17 protein-coding genes are annotated in these 18,340 nt (G+C 70.5%); 14 read left to right on the top strand and 3 right to left on the bottom strand.

The window, feature by feature from the left end:
* Position 1: 1 nt before the first annotated feature.
* The 4 genes from AB0I69_RS30965 (at position 2) to AB0I69_RS30950 (ending at position 4,187) form a co-directional block, all read left to right on the top strand.
* On the top strand, positions 2-994 hold the full coding sequence (locus AB0I69_RS30965; protein WP_363099029.1) for a CU044_5270 family protein: 993 nt from the start codon (positions 2-4) through the stop codon (positions 992-994).
* A 146-nt stretch (positions 995-1,140) separates the two neighbouring features.
* Entirely contained in the window at positions 1,141-2,130 is a 990-nt protein-coding gene (gene dapD, locus AB0I69_RS30960) for a 2,3,4,5-tetrahydropyridine-2,6-dicarboxylate N-succinyltransferase (RefSeq protein ID WP_363099028.1), read from the top strand.
* Positions 2,131-2,409: 279 nt separating this feature from the next.
* Positions 2,410-2,967 carry a SigE family RNA polymerase sigma factor gene (locus AB0I69_RS30955; protein ID WP_363099027.1) on the top strand — a complete coding sequence of 186 codons (558 nt, stop codon included), beginning with the start codon at positions 2,410-2,412 and terminating at the stop codon, positions 2,965-2,967.
* Positions 2,964-4,187 (top strand): WD40 repeat domain-containing protein, encoded by a 1,224-nt coding sequence (locus AB0I69_RS30950; protein WP_363099026.1) that lies wholly within the window; start codon positions 2,964-2,966, stop codon positions 4,185-4,187. The genes AB0I69_RS30955 and AB0I69_RS30950 overlap by 4 nt, the downstream gene beginning before the upstream one ends.
* A gap of 17 nt (positions 4,188-4,204) precedes the next feature.
* On the opposite strand, the gene dapA is transcribed toward AB0I69_RS30950, so the two are convergent.
* Entirely contained in the window at positions 4,205-5,110 is a 906-nt protein-coding gene (dapA, locus tag AB0I69_RS30945) for a 4-hydroxy-tetrahydrodipicolinate synthase (RefSeq protein WP_363099025.1), read from the bottom strand.
* Positions 5,111-5,206: 96 nt separating this feature from the next.
* Between dapA and lipB the strand changes: the two genes are divergently transcribed.
* The 3 genes from lipB to AB0I69_RS30930 all read left to right on the top strand — a co-directional run bounded on the left by lipB (position 5,207) and on the right by AB0I69_RS30930 (position 7,309).
* Positions 5,207-5,851, top strand: a complete 645-nt coding sequence (gene lipB, locus AB0I69_RS30940) for a lipoyl(octanoyl) transferase LipB (RefSeq protein ID WP_363099024.1) — start codon at positions 5,207-5,209, stop codon at positions 5,849-5,851.
* Positions 5,852-6,485: 634 nt separating this feature from the next.
* Complete coding sequence (locus tag AB0I69_RS30935; RefSeq protein WP_363099023.1) at positions 6,486-6,623, top strand: hypothetical protein; 138 nt, start codon at positions 6,486-6,488, stop codon at positions 6,621-6,623.
* Positions 6,620-7,309, top strand: coding sequence for a hypothetical protein (locus AB0I69_RS30930; RefSeq protein ID WP_363099022.1), 690 nt, complete (start codon positions 6,620-6,622; stop codon positions 7,307-7,309). Before AB0I69_RS30935 ends, AB0I69_RS30930 begins: the two co-directional genes overlap by 4 nt.
* Before the next feature lie 66 nt (positions 7,310-7,375).
* Here AB0I69_RS30930 and AB0I69_RS30925 read toward each other — a convergent pair whose 3' ends face one another.
* Entirely contained in the window at positions 7,376-7,789 is a 414-nt protein-coding gene (locus AB0I69_RS30925; protein ID WP_363099216.1) for a cytidine deaminase, read from the bottom strand.
* A 138-nt stretch (positions 7,790-7,927) separates the two neighbouring features.
* Here AB0I69_RS30925 and AB0I69_RS30920 point away from each other — a divergent pair, with 138 nt between their 5' ends.
* Both AB0I69_RS30920 and AB0I69_RS30915 read left to right on the top strand, forming a co-directional pair.
* Complete coding sequence (locus AB0I69_RS30920; RefSeq protein ID WP_363099021.1) at positions 7,928-8,536, top strand: winged helix-turn-helix domain-containing protein; 609 nt, start codon at positions 7,928-7,930, stop codon at positions 8,534-8,536.
* Positions 8,537-8,561: 25 nt separating this feature from the next.
* Positions 8,562-9,287, top strand: a complete 726-nt coding sequence (locus tag AB0I69_RS30915) for an SRPBCC domain-containing protein (protein WP_363099020.1) — start codon at positions 8,562-8,564, stop codon at positions 9,285-9,287.
* 66 nt (positions 9,288-9,353) lie between these two features.
* Here AB0I69_RS30915 and AB0I69_RS30910 read toward each other — a convergent pair whose 3' ends face one another.
* On the bottom strand, positions 9,354-11,177 hold the full coding sequence (locus AB0I69_RS30910; RefSeq protein ID WP_363099019.1) for an endonuclease/exonuclease/phosphatase family protein: 1,824 nt from the start codon (positions 11,175-11,177) through the stop codon (positions 9,354-9,356).
* Between the two features lie 319 nt (positions 11,178-11,496).
* On the opposite strand from AB0I69_RS30910, the gene AB0I69_RS30905 reads away from it, so the two are divergent.
* The 5 genes from AB0I69_RS30905 to AB0I69_RS30885 all read left to right on the top strand — a co-directional run bounded on the left by AB0I69_RS30905 (position 11,497) and on the right by AB0I69_RS30885 (position 18,330).
* Complete coding sequence (locus tag AB0I69_RS30905; RefSeq protein WP_363099018.1) at positions 11,497-12,933, top strand: hypothetical protein; 1,437 nt, start codon at positions 11,497-11,499, stop codon at positions 12,931-12,933.
* A gap of 215 nt (positions 12,934-13,148) precedes the next feature.
* Positions 13,149-14,606, top strand: coding sequence for an alkaline phosphatase PhoX (locus tag AB0I69_RS30900; RefSeq protein WP_363099017.1), 1,458 nt, complete (start codon positions 13,149-13,151; stop codon positions 14,604-14,606).
* A gap of 353 nt (positions 14,607-14,959) precedes the next feature.
* A complete protein-coding gene (locus tag AB0I69_RS30895) occupies positions 14,960-16,543 on the top strand; it encodes a TROVE domain-containing protein (RefSeq protein WP_363099016.1) in 1,584 nt (527 codons plus the stop codon).
* 109 nt (positions 16,544-16,652) lie between these two features.
* A complete protein-coding gene (locus tag AB0I69_RS30890; protein ID WP_363099015.1) occupies positions 16,653-17,300 on the top strand; it encodes a GntR family transcriptional regulator in 648 nt (215 codons plus the stop codon).
* A 13-nt stretch (positions 17,301-17,313) separates the two neighbouring features.
* Positions 17,314-18,330 carry a 1-aminocyclopropane-1-carboxylate deaminase gene (locus AB0I69_RS30885; RefSeq protein WP_363099014.1) on the top strand — a complete coding sequence of 339 codons (1,017 nt, stop codon included), beginning with the start codon at positions 17,314-17,316 and terminating at the stop codon, positions 18,328-18,330.
* The last annotated feature ends 10 nt before the right edge of the window (positions 18,331-18,340 follow it).

Here is an 18,340-nt window from a genome sequence, read left to right as displayed (position 1 = left end):
GATGGACGAGATGACACACGTGCGCGAGCTGCGCGCCGAAGCGACGGAGCCCGACCGCGGACGCCTCGCGGCGGGGCGTACCCGGCTGACCGAGGCCGCGCTGGCCGGACAGCGGCGCCGAGCGCTCTGGCGGCGACGGGAGTTCGTGATCGTCGCGGTCGTGGCCGCGGTCACCGCCGTGGCCGTCACCGTCACCGTGCTGCTGGCCGGGACGACCCCGGGCCGGAAGGTGGAGCCCGCGGCCACGCCGAACGCGGATCTGAGGGGGCTGAGCGCGGCTCAACTCCTGGAGCGGGCAGCCGAGTTGGTAGAGAAGGAGCCGGACTCCGCCGTACCGAGGGCCGATCAGTGGATCTACACCCTGCAGATGGCCGAGGCACCCGATCCGGGGACCGTGAAGGCGCTGGGCAGGGCGGCGATCGAGCAACCGGGCTGGATCCGGTACGACGGCAGCGCGATGGCCTCCGTGAATCCCGTCCCCAAGGGGCAGAAGTCCAAGCTCTCCGTCACCAAGATGCACCTGGAGAACGGCGGGGAGGGCGACGACCGCTCGCCGCGTGAGATGTACCGGGTGCTGGACGCCCTGCCCGCCGGCGCCGGACAGACCCTGAAGTTCCTCCGTGAGAAGAACGCCATCGCCGACGGCAAGGGGACGACCCGGGCCGAGTCGGACTACACGGAGATCAGCGTGCTGCTGACCGCCCACGTGATGCCGTCCAAGGGGCTGGCCTCGCTCTACCGTGCCCTCGCGACCCTGCCCGGAGGCAAGGTCGCCGACCACCTGGTGAAGGACGCCGCGGGGCGCCGGGTGATCGCGCTGGCCTATCCCAGGGACGGCACCCTCAAGTCCGGGGGGTCGATGGCGGACCAGTGGCTGATCGACCCGCAGACCTACCGGATCGTCGGGACACGGATGCTTGTGGACGGAAAGGTCGTCGGCGGCCAGTCGATCGCCGCGCGCGCCGTGGTGGACAAGGCAGGCGCACGCGGCTGACCCGGCACCCCGGCACGGGCGGCCCGCACTACGAGGGGGGTGCGGGCCGCCCGTAACACTGCCGTGGGGCGTACGGGTGTGTCGTTCCCTGAGACGCCCCGTGGACGAGTTGGTCCCTGCCGCCCCCGCCAGGTTAGGTTTCCCTCATGACCGACACGACCGCACCTCGCACCACCGGCGCCGTTGCCGCCGGCCTCGCCACCGTCGCCGCCGACGGGACCGTACTCGACACCTGGTTCCCCGCGCCCGAATTGTCCGCCGAACCTGGCCCCGCCGGTACCGAGCGGCTGTCCGCCGAGCGTGCCGTGGAGCTGCTCGGTGAGGGTGCGGCCAAGGCGATCGGTCCTGACGCCCGCCGGGGCGTCGAGGTCATCGCGGTCCGCACGGTCATCGCCTCCCTCGACGACAAGCCGCTCGACGCGCACGACGTCTACCTGCGCCTGCACCTCCTCTCGCACCGCCTGGTCAAGCCGCACGGCCAGAGCCTGGACGGCATGTTCGGCTTCCTCGCCAACGTCGCCTGGACCTCGCTCGGCCCGGTCGCCGTGGACGACGTCGAGAAGGTCCGGCTGAACGCGCGCGCCGAGGGACTGCACCTCCAGGTGACGTCCGTCGACAAGTTCCCCCGCATGACGGACTACGTGGTCCCGAAGGGCGTCCGTATCGCCGACGCCGACCGGGTCCGCCTCGGCGCGCACCTCGCCGAGGGCACCACCGTCATGCACGAGGGCTTCGTCAACTTCAACGCAGGCACGCTCGGCACGTCGATGGTCGAGGGCCGTATCTCCGCCGGTGTCGTGGTCGGCGACGGCTCGGACATCGGCGGCGGCGCGTCCACGATGGGCACGCTGTCCGGTGGCGGCAACGTCCGCATCACCATCGGCGAGCGCTGCCTGGTCGGCGCCGAGGCCGGCGTCGGCATCGCGCTCGGCGACGAGTGCGTCGTGGAGGCCGGCCTCTACGTCACCGCCGGCACCCGCGTCACGATGCCCGACGGCCAGATCGTCAAGGCCCGCGAGTTGTCCGGTGCCTCCAACATCCTCTTCCGCCGCAACTCGGTCACCGGCACGGTCGAGGCCCGCCCGAACAACGCGGTCTGGGGCGGCCTGAACGAGATCCTGCACAGCCACAACTAGCAGTGCCGTGACGTGAGTCGAGCGCCCTTCCGCCCGCCGGGAGGGCGCTCGCTCATGTCCGTACGGTCGCCGCGAAACCCGCCAACGCCGTGACCTCGCCCTCGGCATACGCCACGATCGCCTCCGTCTTCCAGACGGACACCGTCGGGCCGCATGACAGGGCCCGCGCGGGCCGGGCGGAAATTTCTCGGGCCGACAGGCATAGCGACGCACCCCCGCGAGCGTCACAAGGAATACAGAGGCGGGGCACGGGCACCGCCGGGGGAAGAGAAGGTGACGATGAATGCCGAAGGGCTGGAGAGTTTCCGGGACTTCGTGGACAGCAGGTCGTCGGCACTGCTGAAGACCGCCGTGCTGCTCAGCGGGGGCGACCAGCACGCCGGTGAGGACCTGCTGCAGAACGCCCTGGCCAAGGCGGCCGGGCGGTGGCAGCGGATCGATGAACCCGAGGCCTACGTACGGCGGATCCTCTACCGCCAGCAGGTCAGCCGCTGGCGGCTGAAGTGGCGTAAGCGCGAGGTCAGCGTCGCCGAACCGCCGGAGGCGGGCGCGGAGGTCGACGCGGCGTCGGCGGCCGAACTGCGCCTGGTGATGCGCGAGGCGCTGTCCCGGCTCACCGCCCGCCAGCGCACCGTGCTCGTGCTGCGCTACTTCGAGGACCTGCCCGAGGCCGACGTGGCCCGTCTCCTGGGCTGCTCCGTCGGCACCGTACGCTCCACCACCCATCGCTCCCTGGCCCGACTGCGCGCTCTCGCACCGGAGTTGGCCGCCCTGGGCCCGGCCGACGTCGAGCTCCAGCCGTCCCGCGACTACTCGCCCGTGGAGGTGCGTCCGTGAACGTCGAGGAACTCCTCCGCGACGCGCTGCGCGAGCAGGCCGCCGAACAGGCCCCGGCAGGACCGGGGTTCGCCGACTGGGTGCTGGCCGTCCGCCGGCGTCGCCGCAACCGCAGGCTCGCCAGCATCGCCGCCGCCACGGCCGCCGTGGTCGCCGTCGCGGTCGCCGTCCCGCTGCTGGACTCCGGGAAGCACGACGTCCGTCCGTCGGGTGTCGTGGAACAGCAGAAGATCAGCGCCGCCCCCGACCAGTCGCCGCCGCGCGACCTGATCGCGGCCGGGAACACGGCACTTGCCGCCTACTACATTCCGACCACCGTCAAGCGGTCGGCCACGGAGGCCGTCTCCCAGCGCGTCTACTGGCTGCTGGACCAGAAGACGGGCAAGTACGTGAAGGCCCCCCAGTGGTCCATCGTCGCCGTCGCCCCCGGCATGAAGACCGCCGCCGTCCTGGAGAAGACCCTGCCCGCCTCCAGGATCGGTCTGCTCGACCTGACCACCGGCAAGGTCGAGCGGTGGATCCAGGTCGACCACAAGGTCGCGGGGCTCCAGTTCTCGCGGGACGGACGGAAGCTCGTCGCGACGACCTACGGCGAGAACCCCGACCAGATGGTCAAGCCGAAGGGCTCCAACGGCTGGAGCGGGAAGGATCCGTCGAGCCGCACCGGTTTCTACGTCTTCGACGTGGCCTCCGGCAACGGCTCCTGGAGCGAGGTCAAGATCGGCGGCGACCCGAACAACCCCATGGGCCCCGGCTTCATCAACTCCCGCCAGGACTTCGCCCTCACCCGGGACGGCAGGTACATCTGGGCCGGGAACCCCGAGGGCGACATCGGCAAGCAGTTCTGGGACCTCAAGGGCACCGCGATGCCCGTGCCGGAGAACCAGAAGTACCTGGTCTGGTACGTCGACGCGTGGGACTCGCCCAGCGGCAAGCTCGTCGCCGGCGACTTCGCGGGCCAGAAGTGGCACACCTCGTCCTACGTCGTCGACGCCACCACCGGCGGCAAGACCGAGATCCACGGACAGCAACTGCTCGCCTGGGCCGACGACAAGTCCCTCATCGCCTGGGACATCGGGAAGGGGGCGAAGGAGAGCGAGTACCACCAGCGGCTGGTGCTGGTCACCATCGGCAGCGACAAGGAGGTACCGCTGAGCGGCTTCCGCAAGGGCACCGACTCCAGCGCCGGACGGTGGGAGCCGGTCTTCGCGGAGCGCTGACCGGGGCCGAGCCCGGGTCAGCCGGCCACGAACTCCTCGTACGCCGCCAGCAGTCCGCCGACCGCCTCGCGGCCGGCGGGCCGCAGCGGTGAGCGGACCGGGCCCGCGGGCAGGCCGAGTTCGTTGAGGAGAGCCTTGACGGTGACGGTGCCGGGCAGTCCCGCCGACATCATCAACTCGATGAGCGGTGTGGCGCGTTGCTGGAGGCGGGCGGACACGGGGGTGTCGCCCGCCTCGAACGCGTCCAGGATCGCCCGGAGTTGGCCGGGCACGACGTTCGCGACCGTGCTCACGTACCCCGTCCCGCCCACCGCGTACAGCGCGAGAATGTGCTCGTCGCAGCCCGCGTAGTACGCCAAGTCGGTGCGGTCCAGCACCTTTTGGGTGCCGAGGAAGTCGTAGGAGCAGTCCTTGACCGCGACGATCCGGGGGTGCTCGGCGAGCCGGATCATGGTCTCCGGTTCGATGCGGGTGCCGGTGCGGCCGGGGATGTCGTAGAGCGCGAGGGGCAGTCCCGAGGCGTCGGCGACCTCGCGGAAGTGGGCTTCCAGGGCGTCCTGCGGGGGCTTGCTGTAGTACGGCGAGACCACCAACACCCCGTCCGCGCCCGCCTTTTCGGCCTGCAGGGCGAGTTCCACGGTGTGCCGGGTGTCGAAGGTGCCCACGCCCGAGACGAGCGACGCGCGGTCGCCCACCGCCTCGCGGACGGCCGCGATGAGCGCCGACTTCTCCGCGTCCGTCGTGGTCGGCGACTCGCCGGTCGTCCCGGACAGCACGAGCCCGTCGCAGCCCTCCGACACCAGCCGTTCGGCGAGGAGTTGGGCGCCGTCGAGGTCGAGCGTGCCCGCCTCGGTGAAGGGGGTGACCATGGCGCACAGGGCGCGACCGAAGGGCGGTGGTGCGGAGGTGGCGGTGTTCGTCATGGGAGTAGTCTCGGCAGAGCAACAGTGAAGCTCCACTTAATTCTTCTACGGGATATCGGTAAGGGATACTGCGCGATGGTGGCTGGTGGGAGTGCCGTGGACAGCGGGAGCGACATCGAGCGGATCGACCTCGGCGAGGTGCCGTACGAGGAGGCCGTCGAGCGGATGACCGGCTGGGTCGGACAGCGCCGCGCCGGCGAGATCCGCGACCGCCTCGCCCTGCTCAGCCACCCGCCCGTCATCACCTACGGCTCCCGCACCCCGCCCACCGAACTCCCCGCCGACTCAGCGATCCCCCTGGTCCCGGTCGACCGCGGCGGACAGGCCACCTACCACGGCCCCGGCCAGCTGATCGGCTACCTGGTCCTCAACCTCCGCGAGCGCGGCCCCGGCGACATCGTGCGCTGGGTCGAGAACGCCCTGATCGACGCCTGCGCCACCCTCGGTTTCGAGACGCTACGACGGGACACCCCGCCCGGCGCCCAGTCCCTGGTCGGCGTGTGGACACCGGACGGCGCGAAGCTCGCCTCGATCGGCATGCGCATCCGGGGCGGCGTGACCAGCCACGGCTTCGCCCTCAACATCACGTCGGATCTTGGGGAGTTCGCCGGATTCACCGCCTGCGGCCTGCCCGACGTGACGATGACATCGCTCGCCCGACTGGCGGCGCGACAGGGCCGGTCCGCGCCCTCCGAGGAAGAGGTCAGGGACGTGGTCGCCAAGGCGTTGGGGGCGGTGTGACCGGTAAGGACACCACCGGGGATCCCGCACGGCACCGCGACGACGGCGTCCCGCCGGCCCGGTTCACCGACCGCGTGCTGGTGGTCTGCCCGCGCCCCGGTACGCCACGGAGCTCCTCTACCAGCCACGCCGGTTGGCGTGCGCGCCGGGTGCGGGGCCGTCGCCGACCGGGCAGCCGCGATGCGGGACAACGCCCTGATCGGTGTGGCACCGGGCGGCACCGATGACCCCTTCTACTAGGAGCATGTCGATGCCCTCGCGGCCTATGTCGGCGCGCAGTTGCGCGAGCGGGGCGGGCTGTCGCCGACGAGGGCGATGTCCGCGCGGCTGCCGGCCTGGATGAAGACCTCCGAACACCGCGCCGAGATCCTGGCCGGCCTGAAGACGCTGCGGGCCCTGGCCGAGCGCACGGCCCCCGCCGACCGCTCGGACGCCGCCCACGAACACGGCGACCGCCCACGGCCGTACGGGAGCCTCTGCTTCCGGGGCGGTCCTTACCAGCCGCCGGGACCGGCGGCCAGGATCAGAGGTCACGCACCAAGGCCCTATGTCCAATTGGCCCCTTCATGGGTCACCATGGCCAGGAAGGTCACAGGCGTGGCAAGTCGGTCCACCCCTGGTCACGGGAGGCGTCATGAAGCTCGGCAAGGCACTGGCCACCGGAGTCGCCGAAGAACGGCCGCAGATCCACGACGAAACACTCGAACTCCCCGAGAGGGCGGCGGAGTTGGTGGAGGAGAAGGCGCCCGAAGAGGTCCCGGCCGCCCGATGAGGCTGCGGCTCCCCGAGGAACGCCCGACGGAGCCGCCGACCGGATTCAAGATCGCCCACCCGGTGCTGTCCCAGGACGGCACCCGGGCCGGGTTCACCGGTGTGTCGCTGGGCGGCGCGCTGCCGTACGGAGTCGTGGCCGACGCGTCCTGCGTGTACGGCCGCCGCCACCGTTCGCCCGCGCGACTCTGCGACTGCGGCTTCCACTGTGTGCACGAACGGGCGGCGGCGGAAGCCCTGTTGTGCACCGCCGAGCACCGCGCGGCGGTCCTCCTCGACATCACCGTCCTCGGCTCCTACATCCGCTTCGAACTCGGCTTCCGCTACGCCCGCCAGCGCGTCCGCACCGCCACCGTCGGCCCCTGCACCTGCGGTGCCCGAGCCGTCGCGCTGGCCGACGCCGGCTGGGGCAGGCCCGGTTGGCGCGCCCTGGCCGCCGCGTGCGCGGGCTGCGTCCGTGGCCGTACGTCCGTCTCGCTCGCCGCGTTCGCCCGGCTGGCCGGGGACGGACTGCGGGTGGTGGCCGGGAGCGGCGCGGAGACGCTCACCGTCGACCCCGGACTCCCCGAGGGGCTCGGTGTGCCCGAACTCGTCGCGGAAGCAGCCCTGTTGCAGGCTCGGCTGGACTGGTTCCAGAGTCGGTTGGCGCGCCTGGAAGGGGGTGGGGGCGGTGGTGACAGGCCCTAGTGCCGCAGCAAGCGACGTCCGCCCTGTGGTCGGCCGATGGTGCCGGCTCGTGCTGAGTGGCGCGGTCTACTCGGCGTCGAGCTGGTGGTCGGCCCAGACGTAGCTTTCGGGCAGCAAGTCGGTGACAGGGACGGTCCGGACGCGGTCGCCTTCGCCGACGATGACCTTGAGGGCGGGAAAGTAGTCGAGAAGGACCTGCCGGCACCGGCCGCACGGGGGAACGACCCCGCGGTCGCGGTCGCCCACGGCGACCATCGTGTCCAGCTCGTAGGCGCCCTGAGCGGCTGCCGCGCCGATGACGACCAGCTCGGCGCAGGGGCCTCCCGTGAAGTGGTAGGCGTTCACCGCCGTGACGATCCGGCCGTCCCTGGCGCGGGCCGCGGCCGCCATGGTGTGGTTGTCGCCGCGGCAGCGAGTGCGCGCGACGTGCGCCGCGGCCTGGACGAGTTCGTGGTCGACGGGGTGGGTCTGCGTGGTCATGTTCTCTGCCTTCGTCAGTCGTCGGGCGACGTCCACCCGCATGATGATGGTCCGCAAGCGAGCAAGCGAATATCGGCGGATCCCACCGACAATCCCACCCGCCTGGACAAAAAAAGTGTTCGGTGAGACGGTGGACGCATGCTGGACGTCACCGTGATCGAGGACCCCGAGGCCGCAGCCGTCTCGCTGGACCCCATAAGGGCCCGGCTGCTCGCCGAGCTGGCGGCCGGGCCCGCGTCGGCCACCATGCTGGCCGGCAAGGTCGGACTGCCCCGGCAGAAGGTGAACTACCACCTCAAGGCGCTGGAGCGGCACGGCCTGGTCGAGCTGGCCGGGGAGCGGCGCAAGGGCAACGTCACCGAGCGGCTGATGCGGGCGACCGCCGCGTCGTACGTCATCTCGCCGCTCGCGCTCGCCGCCGTACAGCCGGACCCGGACCGTTTCCGCGACCAGCTCTCCGCGCGCTGGCTGCTGGCGCTCGGTGCCCGGCTGGTGCGGGACGTCGGGATGCTCATCACCGGTGCGGCCAAGGCCCACAAGCGGCTCGCGACGTACGCCCTGGACGGCGAGGTGCGTTTCGCGTCCGCCGCCGACCGGGCCGCGTTCATCCAGGAGCTGACCGCCGGGGTGAGCGCGCTCATCCGCAAGTACGACGCGGGTGACGCGGAGGAGGGCCGTGACCACCGGATCGTCGTGGCCGTCCACCCCACGGTCAAGACGCCACCCACCCCAGAACTGGACCAGTAGAACCAGTAGTACTCAGGAGTCAGCCATGTCCAAGGAATTCGAGATCGTCTACGAGTTTGAGGTCGACGCCACGCCGGGGGAGGTGTGGGACGCCATCACGTCCGGTACGGGCGGGTGGCTGTGGCCGATGGAGTTCGACGCGGAGAAGCGGGTCGGGCCCTTCGGGTCCACGCTCACGAACTTCGACCCGCCGCACCGGCTCACCGCCCGCACCGAGGACGTCGGCTTCCCGATCCAGAGCCTCAACCAGATCGACGAGACCATCGAGCCCCGTGACGATGGTCGGCGGGCATGGGTGCGGTATGTGCACAGCGGGATCTTCACCGACGACTGGGACAACCAGTACGACGGCGCGAGCAAGCACAACGCGTTCTATCTGCACACCCTGCGGGAGTACGTGACCCACTTCGCCGGTCGGCCGGTCGCCTTCGCGACACTCAACGGGCCCGATGCCTCAACTGCCCCTGACGCGCTGGAAGTTGCGGCCCGCGCGCTCGGCCTCGCGGACGACACCGCCGAGGGGGCACGGGTGCAGGCGCGCGGGCCCGAGGGCCAACTCCTGGACGCCGTACTCGACTTCCGCAGTCCGTACTTCATCGGGCTGCGCACGGACGGTGCGTTGATCCGTTTCTTCGGGCGCAACCACTGGGGTGCCCCGGTCGGCATCAGCGTCCACGACTTCGCCGCGGACGCCGACGCCGAGACGAACGAACTCGCCTGGCAGAACTGGCTGGACGGGGCCTTCGCCTGACCTGGTGCAAGTCGGCGAGACCCCGTCCACCCCCCCCCGTGAGCCCCCCGTGGCTCCCCGTAGGTGCTACGGCTGGAAGCGCAGCACCTGCGGGTCGTGGTCGCTGATCTGGTCGTTGAACTCCGAGTTGATGTGGACGCTGTCGTACTCGAAGCAGTCCTTGCGGATCGACGGGCTGATCAGGATCTGGTCCAGGACCTGCTGGTTGCCCTGGTAGTCGTACGTGTAACGCTCGTTCCTCGGCAGGGACTTGATCGCCGAGTACAGCTCGCCGTCGCCTTCGAGGATCTTCGCGGTGTCGGAGAACTCGAAGTCGTTCATGTCGCCGAGCGTGATCACGTCCGCGTTCTTCTGCGCGGCGAGGATCTCGTTGACGAAGGCGTTGACCGCCGTCGCCTGCGCGTGGCGCTGGGTCTCGGAGCTGCGGGTGACCGGCTGGTACTGCGCGGTCAGGGGCTGGTCGCCGCCCTTGGAGATCAGGTGGTTGGCGATCACGAAGACCGTCTTGCCCTTGAACACGAACTCGCCCGCGAGCGGCTTGCGGCTCGCGCTCCAGGCCGCGTTGGCCGGGTCGATCCGGCCGGGGGAGACGGTCAGTTGGGCCTTGCCGTGCACCTTGGTGACACCGACGGCGGTGGTGGAGTCGCCGCCCGCGCGGTCGGTGAAGGAGACCCGCTCCGGGTTGAACAGGAACACCTGGCGGATGTTGCCGCCGGGCTCGCCGCCGTCCTGGTCGTTGACCGGGTTGATCGAGCGCCAGTCGTACTTCGGGCCGCCCGCCGCGACGATCGCGTCGATCAGCTTGTTCACCGTGACGCTCGCGTCGACCGTACCGTCGTCCGTGGCACCGTTGTTGTCCTGGATCTCCTCCAGGGACACGATGTCGGGGGACTGCAGGTTGTTCACGATCGCGGCGGCGTGCGCGGCGAAGGTGCCGTCCGACGGGTCGAGGTTCTCGACGTTGTACGTCGCCACCGCGAGCTGGTTCCGCGACTGCTTCTGCGTGGTCTCGCGCTGGAGGCCGCCGCTCTTCACGGTGCCGATCTCGTTCGCGACGAGGGTGTAGCCGCCGTACTGGTTGAAGTCCAGCGGACCGGCCGTGGTGCCGGTGAGCTTGTCGCCGACGTTGACGACCGGGAAGTCCGCCGTCGCGCCCAGGGACTGGATCTGCAGGCGCCCGCCGTTCTGCGAGTCGTAGGAGCCGTAGACCGTGCCGCCGCGCTTGCTGGCGTTCTGGTGCGGCTTCACCGTGACCCACAGCTCGGAGTACGGGTCGGTCGCGGTGACCACGCGCGCGTCGGAGACCTGGACGTTCATGCCCTCAAGGGACTCGTAGTAGTCCAGGGCGTACTTCGTCGGCTCCAGGGTCAGCGCGTTGATCGAACCGCTCGCGGCGGTGTCGCCGGCCTGCGTGTACTTGCTCGGCACGGACCTGTCGCTGATCACCGTGGCGGCCGGTACGGCGTTGCCGCTGGAGACGACGGTGACCGTCGGCTTGGTGATCTCGGTCAGCGACTGGTTGCCCGTCGAGGCACCGCCCGGGACGTACTCGGAGACCGTGCCGGAGACGGTGACCGCGTCGCCGACGGCGACCTTCGGCGCGGAGCTGGTGAAGACGAAGACGCCCTCACTGGTGGCCGGGTTGTCGTCCGGGGTCGCGTCCTGGAACCAGAACCCCTTGGACGAGCCGTAGGTGCGTACGCCCGTGACGATGCCCGGGACGTCGGCGACCTTCTGGCCGGCGTACGGCGACAGCCGGGTCGTGCCCTGGATGTCGTGGATGCGGACGCTGTCGGCGTGCGCGGGCGAGGTGAGAACGATCGCGGACGCCATGGAACAGGCGGCGGCGACGGTGAGCGCGGCGAGACGCGCGGAGGACTTGCTCGGCAACGGGATCCCTCCGGGGACATGCATGAGTGCCGGGACGAGGGTGATGGAACGGGAACAGGTGATACGGCGGTGGGAGCCGCGAACCGGTGGGGCGGTGGCGACGCGCGTAGAACTTACCTGGAATAGGTGTCCATGACATTTCTACGCGCGTCAATCTCATTGCGGCGCAGCCCAGTTGTCAAGGTTTCAGCCATGTACTCCTCGTGGCCGGAACATGAACCGGGCGGCATGGGTCGAAATCCGTCTAGGCTGAGCGGCTGAGTCGTGTGTCGTGTACGGCCGTCGTACGGCCATCGAGGCGCCCTAGGAGAACCCACCGATGTCAGACAGCTCCCCCTTGCCGCCGGTGCGGCTGCACTCCGAAGCGGAGCTGGCGCGCGACGCGCTGTCCACACCCCTGCTCGCCCGGGCGGCGCGGCTCGCCCGCTGGGCGGGTCCCGACACCCGCATCGACGCCGGTGGCGGCCTTGTCGACGAGCAGCTGCCCACCGCGGCCGAGGCGCTCGGACTGACCGGCGACGACGCCGCGGCCGACGCCAGCGAGGCCTGGCGGGTCGCGGTGGACACCGGGCTCGTCGAGATCGTCGACGACGAGGAGGGCACCGTCGCGGCCGGCGAGGAGCTGGCGCTGCTCACCTCCGGCTCGCCGCACGACGTGCTCGCGGTGTGGCTCGGCGCCCTCGACACCCTCCTCGCGGACGCGAGCGTGCCCGATCTGGACGGTCTTGTCGATGCCATGGACGACGGCGGCGAGGTCGATTTCTCGTCACTCGACTGGGACCCCGAGGCGGAGGCCGAGTTCCTCGACGGAGTCCTCGCCAACCTCTACCTCCTGACCGTCAACGAGGACGGCCCCGGCGACGGCCCCGTCCCGCTGCCCGCGCTCGCCGCGTCGATGATCGTGCCGAACGACATGGGGGAGCCCACCAACGACGTACTGGAACAGGTCTCCGACGCGATGATGCGCCTCGACGACCAGTTCCGGCTCCTCGAACCGGTCGGCATCGTCGAGTACCAGCCCGTCGACGAGGCCCTCATGGCTGACTCCGACGAGCTGACGGACGGACCCTCCGCGCCCGTCGACGAGACCGACGTCACCCGCTACGGCATGGTCCGGCTCACCCCGCTCGGCCTCTACGGCCTGCGGGCCCGGCTCCTGGAGGCCGGCTTCGTGGCGCCCGCCGTGGGAGACCTCGCGGACAAGGGCGCGGACGCGCTGCTCGACGGGACGTCCACGTTCCCGCAGGGGGCCGCGCGGGCCGAGACCGAGCAGTGGCTGGCCCGCCGCGAACCCCTCGCCGCCGCACGGGAGTTGCTCGCGGCGGCCCGCGGCACCGACGCCGGCGCACCGCTGCGGCGGCTGCTCTGCCAGCAGGCGCTGTCGCTCGTCGGCGGGGAGGCCGAGCCCGCGCTGCGCGAAGTGCTCGACGACCCCGAGCTGGGCGGACTCGCCCGCGTGTGGCTGAGCGAGAACGGCGCGAGCGATGTCCCCGCGCCCTCCGAGGAGCTGGTGTTCTGGCTGACCGTCGACACGGTGGCCGCCCAACTCGCCGCCGAGGGCAACTCCGAGGAGCTACAGGCCCTCGTGGAGGGACTCGCCCAGCAGCACAACGGGTTCTTCGCGGCGGCCTGGCGGGTGGACCACCCGGCGACCGCGGACGTCCTGGAGGCGATGGGCCGGCTGCACCCGGACAAGCGGATCGCGAAGGAAGCCAGGAAGGCGGCCTTCAAGGCGCGCTCCCAGCAAGGGAGTTGAGCGAGTCCGTCGCGGCGGCTTTTGATTCCCATGGGTGACCGCATGCAGATTCGTGGCTGATCGCATACGGATCGATGGCCGATTGCATACGGATTCATGGAAGAGAGCCCGGAGAAGTCGACCGGTGTTCAACTCGTGTTCAGACATGGGCGGAAGCGTGGCGCCGACCGAGGTCCGCCACCCTCCACGGCACACCCACCGTCACAGGAGACACCATGTCGCTCACCCGTAGAGACTTCGCAGCAAAATCCGCGATCACCGGTGCCGGGGTCGCCCTGGCGGGCAGCGTCGGCGCCCTCGCCACCGCCCCCAACGCCCTCGCCGCCACCGACACCGACACCGAGACCGCGGCCGAGGAGTCGGCGACCGGCTACGGCCACGTCGGCGTCGGCTACGGACCGCTGATCGCCGACCCGGACGGCCTCCTCGCCCTCCCCGCCGGCTTCAAGTACCGCGTCATCACCTACAGCGGCAAGACCAAGCTGGAGTCGGGCGAGTTCACCCCCTCCAACCACGACGGCACGTCCACCTTCGACGGCCCGCGCGGCGCCACCCTCCTCGTCAACAACCACGAGCTGGCCGGCCCCCGCGCCCAGTGGCCCCACCCGGTCCCGCTCACCGAGGGCCTCGTCTACGACCCCGCCGCGGCCGGCGGCTGCACGGTCGTCGAGGTCCGCCGCGACCACGTCGCCGAGTGGGTCGGCATCGCCGGCACCGCCACCAACTGCGCGGGCGGCAACACCCCTTGGGACACCTGGCTCACCTGCGAGGAGACCGAGGACAAGGCCGGCACCAACGGCTTCACCAAGGACCACGGTTACGTCTTCGAGGTGGACCCGGTGGACCGTCGCGCCAACCGAAACCCCAAGCCCATCAAGGCACTTGGCCGTTACGCCCACGAGGCCGTGGTCGTCGACCCCAAGCGCGGCCACCTCTACCTGACCGAGGACGCGTCCAACCCGAACGGCCTCCTCTACCGCTGGACCCCGCCGCAGCACTTCCACCACGGCCGCGGCAAGCTGCGCACCCTCGCCGACGACGCGGGCGTCCTCCAGGCCTTCAAGTGCTTCGACTCCGGCGGCAAGTTCATCGACGACCTCTCCCGCGCGACGAAGATCGGCACGGTGTACGGCGTCGACTGGGTGACCGTCCCCGACCGCGACGCGAAGTCGGTGTCGGTCCGCAAGCAGTTCGCCACCGGCGAGGTCACCCGCGCCCGCAAGCTGGAGGGCATGTGGTGGGGTGACGGCGGCACGTACATCGTCTCCTCGTTCGCCCGCACGGAGAGCCCCGTCCAACACGACGGCGCCGTCTGGTTCTACGACCCCAAGCGCCGCACCCTCACCCTCAAGGTCCTCCTCGGCGTCAACCCCGACCCGTCCGTGGACGGCGCGTTCGACGGCCCCGACAACATCACGGTCTCTCCCTACGGCGGCCTCGTCATCGCCGAGGACGGCGAGGGCGTCCAGCACCTGTTCGGCGCGACCGACAGCGGGCGCACGTACCCGATCGCCCGCAACGAACTGAACATCGGCACGGAAGAGAAGCCGGAGTACAGCGAGTTCACCGGTGTGACCTTCTCGCCCGACGGCCGCACTCTGTACGCGAACATCCAGACTCCGGGGATCATGCTGGCGGTCACCGGCCCCTGGAAGCGGCAGAAGCGCGGCTGAACTCCCGTACGCATTTAATTGGTTGGCCTCTCCAGAGCTGTGCCTCCTACTCTGAGATCACAACAGCACGCACCTCCCGGTGCGCAGGCGGCGGTTACTTCGTTGCAATCGAAAAAGACACCGCAGCCGTTCTTGATCTCGGGAGGCGCAGCTCATGGTGGGTGCCCGGTGCGCAGGCAACGGTTACTTCATTGGGCCGGACGGTTGCGGGTTCGAGTCCCGTCATCGACTTCGGGTCGGTGTAGCTCAATTGGGTAGAGCATCTGACAAGTCCGTCGCCGCTTTCTGAACTCGGGCATCCACCTTCCGCTGCGCCTTCCTCCGAAACACCAAGGAATTCGGGGGAATTCACCATGGCGCGATTCAACACCAAGGCGGCGAAGAACCAGCCCACTTCGCGGGTCACCTCCACGGGCCGAGTGCTCCGTACTTACCAGGGCGGCCGAGGCAGTGAGCGAGACGCGCGCTCCGAGCTTTTTCTGCTCGCCGTCGCCAACTTCGTTTCCCAGCAGACCTTTTACGAGACCGGCGCCGACCGTGACGACCGCTTCGCGACCCTCGTGCGCGAGCTTGCCGTCACCGACCCGGCCTGGACGGCCGGTCTCCTCGGCTGGCTGCGCGGCCAGGGCAACCTCCGTACGGCCTCCGTCGTGGGCGCCGCCGAGTACGTGAAGGCCCGCCTCGACGCCGGTGCGACCGACGGCCCCTCGAACCGACAGGTCGTCGACTCCGTCCTCCGACGCCCGGACGAGCCCGGCGAGCTGCTCGCATACTGGACCGCGCGCTACGGCCGTAACATCCCGAAGCCCGTCAAGCGCGGTGTCGCCGACGCCGTACGACGCCTTTACGGCGGCAAGTCGCTGCTGAAGTACGACACCGTGTCCAAGGGCTACCGCTTCGGCGACATCCTCAACCTGGTGCACGCGGCGCCGGACCCGGACAAGGCGTGGCAGGGCGAGCTGTTCCAGTACGCGCTGGACCGCCGGCACCACCCGGACACCGCCGTACCGCCCGCGTCGAACCGTGTCCTGACCGCGCACCGCGACCTGATGGCGCTGCCGGTCGCGGAGCGGCGCGCGGTCGTCACGGCGGCCGACGGGGCCGAGCGGCTCGCGGCGGCCGGGATGACGTGGGAGGCGCTGGCCGGCTGGCTTCAGGGGCCGATGGACAAGGCGGCCTGGGAGGCGGTCATCCCGTCCATGGGTTCGATGTCGCTCGTCCGGAACCTCCGGAACTTCGACGAGGCCGGGGTCTCCGACGAGGTCGCGGCCCAGGTAGCGGCCAAGATCAGCGACCCGGCGGAGGTCGCGCGCTCGCGGCAGTTCCCCTTCCGGTACCTCGCCGCGTACCAGCACGCGCCCTCGCTGCGCTGGGCGTACCCGCTGGAGCAGGCGCTCGGCCACTCGCTGGCCAACGTGCCCGCGCTGCCCGGCCGCACGCTGGTGCTCGTGGACCGCTCGGGCTCGATGTTCTACTCGCGGCTGTCCGACCGTTCGGAGCTCAACCGGGCCGACGCGGCGGCGATCTTCGGCACGGCGCTCGCGCTGCGGGCGGCGGACGCGGACCTCGTCGAGTTCGGCACCACGAGCAAGCGCCTGGACTTCGGCGCGGGCGAGTCGGTGCTCAAGATCCTGGGCCGCTTCGGCGACCTGGGCGGCACCGACACCACCTCGGCGGTCCGCGCGCACTACCGGGGGCAGGACCGGGTGCTGATCATCACCGATGAGCAGGCCACGTACAGCCACTACGGCGACCCGACCGAGCAGGTCCCGGCCCACGTGCCGGTCTACACCTGGAACCTCGCCGGGTACCGGGCAGGCCACGGCCCGTCCGGCAAGGGCAATCGGCACACCTTCGGCGGTCTTTCGGACGCGGCCTTCCGGATGGTGCCGCTGCTGGAGGCGGCCCGGGACGCGGACTGGCCCTGGGCTGCCTGAAGCGAGACATGTGGCCCGCACCCACACATGGGTGCGGGCCACACCCATGTCCGGGCAAGGGTATGGGCGAGCCATTGACATCTAACATTTCAGTTCTACTATTCGGTTCATGGAAGCCCTACGGCCCGTCCCGCGCACCCTCCTCCGCGACCGCGCCTACGAAGCGATCCGCGGCGCCATCGTCGCCGGTGAGATCGAGCCCGGGGCGGTGGTGCGGGACGCCGATCTCGCCGAGCGGCTCGGGCTGTCGCGCGCGCCGGTGCGGGAGGCGTTCTCGCGGCTGGTGGAGGAGGGGCTGCTGGAGAGCAAGCCGCAGAGCTACACCCGGGTGACGCCGGTCGTGGCCGCCGAGGTGCGGGACGCCGCCGCCGTGGTCGGGGCCATGCACGAGTTGGTGACCCGGGTCGCCGTACCCCTCTTGCGGGACACGGACGTTGACGTGATGCGCGCGGCCAACGACCGGTTCGCCGCCGCGGTGGCCGCCGGTGACGTGGACGCGGCCCTGCGCGCCGACGACGAACTCCACGACGTGCCGGTGCGGGTGAGCGGCAATCGCGCCGCCGCCGCCACCGTCGCCCGTTACACCCCGCTCATCCGCCGACTGGAGCGACGACGCTTCGGCGAGGGCGGCTCATGCCGCTCGGCCGGACTGCACGAGCGGCTGATCGAGGCCTGCGCCGCAGGTGACACGGACGGTGCGGTCCGCGTCACGGCCGACATCTGGCACACCCTCGCAGACCTGGCCGACGCCGACTGACCCTGGAGACCTCATGTCCCTTTCCTCGTACGACCGTTACCCCCTCCTCTTCGGCCCCTCGCCCGTCCACCCGCTGGAGCGCCTCACCGCCCACCTCGGCGGCGCCGCCCTGTGGGCCAAGCGCGAGGACTGCAACTCCGGTGTCGCGTACGGCGGCAACAAGACCCGCAAGCTGGAGTACCTCGTCGCGGACGCCCTCGCGAAGGGCTGCGACACCCTTGTCTCGATCGGCGGCGTGCAGTCGAACCACACCCGCCAGGTCGCCGCCTGTGCCGCCCGCGCCGGGCTCAAGTGCGTGCTGATCCAGGAGAGTTGGGTGGAGTGGCCCGACTCCGTCTACGACAAGGTCGGCAACATCCTGATCAGCCGCCTCGCCGGAGCGGACGTACGGCTGGTGAAGGCCGGGTTCGGTATCGGCTTCAAGGAGAGCTGGGAGCAGGCGCTGAGGGAGGTCGAGGAGAGCGGCGGCAAGCCGTACGCCATCCCGGCCGGCGCCTCCGACCACCCGCTCGGCGGCCTCGGCTTCGCCAACTGGGCTCACGAAGTCGCTCAGCAGGAGCAGGAGTTGGGCGTCTTCTTCGACACCGTGGTGGTGTGCTCGGTGACCGGCTCCACCCAGGCCGGCATGGTCGCCGGGTTCAAGGCGATCGAGGAGGCGGGTGGGCGCGAGCGCCGCGTGCTCGGCATCGACGCGTCGGCGAAGCCCGCCGAGACCCGCGAGCAGGTGGCCCGCATCGCGCAGGGCACCGGCCAACTGATCGGCGTTAAGCAGGAGTTGACCGTCGACGACGTCGAACTCGACGACCGCTACCACGCCGGTATCTACGGCATCCCGGACGAGACCACCCTGGAGGCGATGCGCCTCGCTGCCCGCACCGAGGGGATGGTCACCGACCCCGTGTACGAGGGCAAGTCGATGGCCGGGATGGTCGACCTGGTCGCACGCGGTGAGATCGCCGCCAACTCCACGGTCCTGTACGCCCACCTCGGCGGACAGCCCGCGCTGAACGCGTACAGCGCGCTGTTCTGACAGGTCCGAC

It is taken from the genome of Streptomyces sp. NPDC050508 (assembly GCF_040655155.1).
Classification (GTDB): domain Bacteria; phylum Actinomycetota; class Actinomycetes; order Streptomycetales; family Streptomycetaceae; genus Streptomyces.
Note: the sequence above shows the minus strand (reverse complement) of the source record. Positions and strands in the feature narration are given on the sequence as shown.